This window comes from Protofrankia sp. Cr1 (assembly GCF_963555865.1).
Taxonomy (GTDB): Bacteria; Actinomycetota; Actinomycetes; order Frankiales; family Frankiaceae; genus Protofrankia.
Genome location: NZ_CAUVXO010000107.1, coordinates 13658 through 14521, shown reverse-complemented (window position 1 = coordinate 14521; position 864 = coordinate 13658). Strand labels below are relative to the sequence as shown.

1 protein-coding gene and 1 pseudogene are annotated in these 864 nt (G+C 70.1%); both read left to right on the top strand.

The features are described from left to right. Nucleotides 1-541: 3-hydroxyacyl-CoA dehydrogenase family protein (locus tag U9980_RS11290; protein ID WP_322767872.1), on the top strand; the 541-nt coding region annotated here is incomplete at its 5' end. Then, nucleotides 538-864: pseudogene (locus U9980_RS11285) on the top strand (acetyl-CoA C-acyltransferase); the annotation flags it as partial. The gene U9980_RS11290 and the pseudogene U9980_RS11285, both read left to right, overlap by 4 nt.

The following is an 864-nucleotide window of genomic DNA, read 5'->3' as shown; positions in this document are numbered from 1 at the left end:
TATGGGTCCCTTCAAGGTTCTCGACATCGTCGGCGGCGACATCCCCTGGCAAGCCCGCAAAGCCAGGTCCGCGCCCCCTGCCCCGGAGTGGGAACTGGCCGACCAGCTCTGCGAGCGCGGCTGGTTCGGCCGCAAGGCGGGTCGAGGCTGGTACCGCTACGACGGCACCGGCACCGCCGCCTCCCACGACGAGGTGGCAGCCCTGCTGGCCAGGTTCGTCAAAGGCACTCCCACCCCCATCTCCGACGGCGAGATCGTCGACCGGTGTGTCCTGGCACTGGTTAACGAAGCCGCCGCCGTCCTCGCCGACGGGGTGGCGGCCCGCGCCTCGGACATAGACATGGTCTTCCTAAACGGCTATGGATTCCCCGCCGCCCGGGGCGGACCGCTCTTCCACGCCGACCGGATCGGCCTCGACCGGGTGGTCCGTAGGATGCGGCGTCTCGCCGAGACGACCGGCGACCCGTTCTGGCAGCCGCATCCGCTGCTCGTCGAGCACGCGGAAGACGGAACCCCTATCGCCCAGGAGGCGCAGGCGTGAGGTCAGCGGTCATCGTCGCCACCGCCCGTACCCCGCTCACCAAGGCGTGGACCGGCGCACTCAACATGACCCATCCCGCGACCTTCGGCGCCCATGCCGCCGCCGCCGCGATACGAAGGGCCGCAGTGGACCCGGCCGAGATCGGCGACGTAGTGATGGGATGCGCCAATCCCGAGGGCGCCACAGGGCAGAACATTGCGCGGCAGATCGCGATCCGCGCCGGGCTGCCCACCTCTGTTCCGGGCATGACCGTCACCCGCTTCTGCGCCTCCGGCCTGCAGTCCATCGCGCTCGCCGCGCAGCGGATCATGACTGGCGAGTGT